The organism is Kitasatospora sp. NPDC004799 (assembly GCF_040609095.1).
Taxonomy (GTDB): Bacteria; Actinomycetota; Actinomycetes; order Streptomycetales; family Streptomycetaceae; genus Kitasatospora.
Map to the genome: position 1 here is coordinate 1 of NZ_JBEXJK010000533.1, position 4871 is coordinate 4871.

The following is a 4871-nucleotide window of genomic DNA, read 5'->3' on the forward strand; positions in this document are numbered from 1 at the left end:
GCACCGCCCAGCGAGGCCGATCCGGCCCCGGCGGCGCCCGCGGCGAGCCCCGAGGCCAAGCCGGCCGCCAAGCCCGCACCGACGCCGCCGCCCGCCACCACCCGGGCGCCGGAGCCCGGTACGCCCGCCCCCAGCAGCCCGAAGGCGCCCGGGCCGACCGTCACTCCCCCGGTGGTGACGGTGCCGACGCTGCCGCCGGTGCCCACGCCCGACGTGCCGGTCGTCCCGACGCCCACCCTGCCGCCGGTGCCGACCCCGACCGTCACCACGCCGACGCCGCCCGTGCTCAGCGACTTCTGGGGCAACTCGCTGCCCGTGCTCAAGCCCGGCGGCAACCGGGTGCCGCCGCCCGAGCCGAGCATCCGGCAGAAGGGCAGCGACAAGTTCTGGCAGCGCGACGGCGGCTGGATCGGCGGCGACTACCACCCGCACGCGATCACCGTGCACGCCCCGGCGGCCACCGTGATCGACCTCAACCGCAGCTGCGCGTCCTTCGACGCGGTGGCCGGGGTGGACGACGCCACGATCTCGCCGGGCGGGGTCGTCTTCTCCGTCCAGGGCGGCGACGGCACCACCCTGTGGCGCTCCCGTGCGCTGGCCGCCGGCGACGACGCGGTGCCGGTGCACGTGCCGCTGGCCGGGCAGAAGACGGTCAAGCTGGTGGTCACGCCGGTGAGCGGGATCTGGTCGGCGCTGAACGTCGCGGACTGGGCCGAGGCCCGGTTCCGGTGCTCGTGACGGGGGCGCGCCCCGGGCGGTCGTGACGGAGGCCCGCTCCAGGGGTCCTGGAGCGGGCCTCGGGTCCGCGGCGCGGCTGCCGTCGGACGGCGGCCGTTAGATGGCGGCTGTCGGACGGTGGCCGTCAGATGGCGCAGGAACCGTCCGCGCAGGCCTCCCCGGCCGGGGCGACCTGCACCGGGGCGGGGCGGCGCTCGCCGATCTCGGCGGCGACCTGCTCCAGCACCTTGCCGAAGGTCTCGGCGTCCTGGCCGCCCTGGACGGCCCACTTGCCCTCGAAGACGAAGGTCGGCACGGCGCTGATGCCCAGCTCCCGGCCCTCGGCCAGCTGGGCGTTGACCTCCGCGGTGCCCTCGTCGCCCGCCAGGTAGGCCGTCACCCGGTCCCGGTCGAGCCCGACCGACACGGCGACGTCGGTCAGCGCGGCGCGGTCACCGACGTCGACGCCGTCGGTGAAGTGCGCCTTCAGCAGCGCCTCCTTCAGCCGCCCCTGGACAGCCGGGCCGTACTCGGACTCGGCGAGGTGCAGCAGGCGGTGGCCCAGGAAGGTGTTGGCGTGCAGCGCGGCGTCGAAGTCGTAGGTGATGCCCTCGGTGAGGCCCAGCTCGGCCACCCGCGCGTCCATCGCCACCGACTGCGGGCCGTAGCGCTCGGCCAGCCAGGCGCGGTGCGGGCTCGCGGTCGCGGGGGCGTCCGGGACCAGCTGGTACGGGCGGTAGACGACCTCGACCTGCTCCTTGCCCGGGAAGTCCGCCAGGGCCTGCTCGAAGCGGCGCTTGCCGATGTAGCACCAGGGACAAGCGATGTCGCTCCAGATCTCGACCTTCATGCGGGGACTCCAGGGGGCGTGTCGTCGAACGGGTACGAGATGGGTGAACGATGAACCATCTCGGTGCATTCCCGGCATTCCCCCGGCCCGCCGGTCCGGCCCACCTGTCCAGCCGCCGGTTCAGCCGCCGGTTCAGCTCGCGGGCGGCGCCGGGACCACCAGGACCGGGCAGGCCGCGTGGTGCACCACCGCCGAGCTCACCGAGCCCATCAGCAAGCGGGCGAAGCCGCCGTTGCCCCGGGTGCCGATCACCAGCGTGTGCTGCCGGGTCGCCGCCTCCAGCAGCACCTCGATCACGTTGCCCAGCACCACGTGCAGCGACAGCTCCCCCGCGTACGGCGCGGGGCGCTGGCGCTGCACGGCGGCCACCGAGCGGCGCAGCCCGTCCGCCATGCTCTCGACCAGCGTCTCCACGCTCTCCTGCACCAGCTCCGCCATCCCCGGCGGGTAGCCGGCCGGCGCCGGGTTGACCACGGCGAGCACGTACAGCGGGAGCCCGAACAGCTCGGCCTCCGTCATCGCCCGGTCCAGCGCCCACAGCGACCCGTCCGACCCGTCGCACGCCGCCAGCACCCCGGGCGTCCGCCCCGCCGGCGGACGCCCGAGCACCGACAGCACGACCGGCACCTCCCGCCCCGCGCTCCCACCGGCCACCGCACACCCTCCTCACCCCGGATCCACACCTCCGCCATCATCACCGCCCCGCCGACCCTGGCCCGGCAACCGCGCCGCAGGGCGGGGCGGACGGGAGGAGCGCCCGGACGGGGGACCACGCCCCGTCGCCCCTGAGCGGGCCACCCGACCATCACCACGGCAGCGGCCCGGCGTCAGGGGGCGAGGGCGGGCCGGCTGGACGGACCACTCCGGCAAGCGCCGGGGCGGCGGGCCCGGCGGGAGCAAAAACCTGCGGCCGGTGGGCCGGAGTACCGGAGGACACGGCCCGGCCGCACCGGAGCGGACTGCCCGGGCTGGGCAGGCCGCTCCGGTACGCGTCCGGCGGCGGGGGCGGCCCCGGAGGAGCCAGAGTTTCATGGCATGGGGCGAGGACCGGAGACCGGTGGGCCGGTGTGCGGGCCGAAGCAGGCCCGGGCGGCGGGCGGCAGCGACGGGCGCGGTCAGGGGGTGGGGCCGGGTGGCGGGGGCTGGGCGGACCGCTCCAGCACGCGCCGCGGCGGCGAGCGCGGACCGGCGGAGCCAGAGGTCTGTGGAGGTGCGGCCGACCACGGGGCGGGGGGCGAACTGGGGCCCCTCCCGGGCCGCGGGCGGCAGCGGAGCGGGGTCAGGGTAAGGGCTGGGCAGACCGCTTCAGCAGGCAGCGGGGCGACGAGCCCGGACGCGCCGGGCGCCAGTGGCCGGGGCACGGGAGGACCGGGCTCGGTCGACGACCACAGGGACAGCCGCGCCCGGGCCAAGGGGCGATGACCGACCGGGGCCAGGTAGGCCCCAGCAGCAAGCGCCGTCGCGGTGGGCTGGGGTACGGGCCGCAGGCGGAAGCGGGCGGGGTCAGGGGGTGAGGGCCGGGTGGCGGGGGCTGGGGAGGCCGGTCCAGCAGGCGCCGTGGCGGCGGGCGCGGACGCGGCGGAGCCAGAGTTCCGTGCCGACCAGGTCGGCGAGGCCGGCCAGGGCGGAGGGGGAGAGGGGGGTGGCGGGGTCGGCGGCGCGGGCGAGGTCGGCGCGGACGGCGGGGAGGTCGATGAGGCCGGCCTCGGCGAGCAGCGGGGCGTCGAAGAGTTCGGTGAGGCCGTCGGCGGCGAGGCGCAGCCCGGCGCGGGCGGGGGCGGTGCGGTCGGGGCGGGGACCGCGGCCCCAGTCGGGAGGCAGGTCGGTGCGGCCGGCGCCGGTGAGGACGGCGTGCAGGAGGGCGTGCCGGGCGCCGGGCTGGAGGCGGACGTCGTCGGGCAGCAGCCGGGCGGCGCGCACCACCTGGTTGTCGAGGAAGGGCGCGTGCAGCCGCTGTCCGGGCTGTTCGGCGGCGTGCACGAGCGTGCGGAACCCGCGCGCCTGCCGGTAGAGGGCGTGCCGGGCCCGGTGCGCGCCGGGGTGTTCCTCGGGCGCCGGTTTGCGCGCCGCCAGGCGGAGCCGCAGCGCGACCGAGGAGAGCGCCTCGTCGGAGAGCCAGCGGGCCGCCGGGCCGGGCACGCACCAGGCGAGGTCGACGGCCGAGCGGGCCCCCGCCGTGCCGGCGCCGTCCGGGACGTGGCGGGCGGTCAGTCTGGCGGCCGCCTCGTCCAGCGCCTCGGCGTAGCGGACCCGGGAGAGCCGGTGGGCGGCCCGGACCACGGTGAGCGGGGTGCGCAGCGCGCCGGTGAGGACGCCGGCGGCCGCCCGGTCGGCGCCGGCCAGCGCGACGAGCGGGGGCAGGAGTTCGCGCGGCCGGCCGGCCCGGATGAGGTCGGCGAGCCGGGCCGGGTGCCCGTCCAGCACCTGGCGGGCGCCGTAGCCGGTGAGGTGGTCGGTGCCGCCGGCGTCGAAGCGGGCCTCGGCCCGGGCGGCGGCGACGAGTTCGGGCCCGGGCTCGTCGGTGAGCCGGCCGGACTGCGGGTCGGCGCCCGGCCCGGCGTACGGGAGGGTGTCCGGGCCGGGGTCGAGCACGGTGTGCCGCAGCCGCGGGGTGTCGGGGGCGAGCGCGAGCCCGGCCGGGGGTTCGGTCTCGCCGAGCGTGACGGCGGCCAGCTGCTCGGGGGCGGCGGGTTCCCGGACGGCGGTGCGGGCCCAGGAGCCCTTGACCGCACCGCTCCTGGCCCCGGCGGTGGCCGCCCGGTCCGCCGCGGTGGCCGTGGGCACCGGCGGCAGCGGGACGGCGGCGGCGAGCAGGGCGACGGTCGCGGAGGCCGTCCCGTACGAGAGGTCGACGCCGAGCCGGGCCCGCCCGACCGGGTCGGGAGCCGCATCGAGGGCCGGGGCGGTGGTGCGGACCCGGGAGCGGACGGACTCCAACAGGGCGCGGGTGAGTTCGCGGATCGCGGGCGCCTCGTCGCGCGGCTGCTCGGCGCCCGCCGGGTCGTCGTAGCCGGACAGGTACGGGCGGCCGCCCCGGATGCCGAGCACGTGGCCGGGCGGCACCCGCTGGACGCCCAGGTACGGGGTGCCGGTGCCGAGCGCCTCGGGGGACTCCGGGCAGGCGAGCCGGGCGGCCAGGTGGCCGGCGTCCAGCGGGGCGCCGACCAGGTCGGCGAGCGGCAGCGCGGCGGTGGCGTACGCGGTGCCGCCGGTCCTTGGCCTCCAGCGGGATGCCGGCCAGGTCGAGCGCGGCCAGCATGTTGGTGTAGCCGAGCTCGGTGGAGAAGGACAGCCCGAACACGTC

At 78.3% G+C, this 4871-nt stretch carries 4 protein-coding genes; 1 reads left to right on the forward strand and 3 read right to left on the reverse strand.

Annotated features, from left to right (window positions below; genetic code table 11):
- A partial coding sequence (locus ABZW03_RS37310; protein WP_355268794.1) for an NPCBM/NEW2 domain-containing protein occupies nucleotides 1-738 on the forward strand: 738 nt, incomplete at its 5' end.
- A gap of 124 nt (nucleotides 739-862) precedes the next feature.
- Here ABZW03_RS37310 and ABZW03_RS37315 read toward each other — a convergent pair.
- The 3 genes from ABZW03_RS37315 to ABZW03_RS37325 form a co-directional block, all read right to left on the reverse strand.
- Complete coding sequence (locus tag ABZW03_RS37315) at nucleotides 863-1567, reverse strand: DsbA family oxidoreductase (RefSeq protein WP_355268796.1); 705 nt, start codon at nucleotides 1565-1567, stop codon at nucleotides 863-865.
- A gap of 132 nt (nucleotides 1568-1699) precedes the next feature.
- Complete coding sequence (locus tag ABZW03_RS37320; RefSeq protein WP_355268798.1) at nucleotides 1700-2221, reverse strand: universal stress protein; 522 nt, start codon at nucleotides 2219-2221, stop codon at nucleotides 1700-1702.
- A gap of 849 nt (nucleotides 2222-3070) precedes the next feature.
- Nucleotides 3071-4871, reverse strand: a 1801-nt coding sequence (locus tag ABZW03_RS37325; protein ID WP_355268800.1) for an asparagine synthase-related protein, incomplete at its 5' end; no start/stop codon positions are given.

Excerpts from the sequence above, each read along its gene's own strand:
- ABZW03_RS37315 (WP_355268796.1), bottom strand. The coding sequence starts at position 1,567 with ATGAAGGTCGAGATCTGGAGCGACATCGCTTGTCCCTGGTGCTACATC.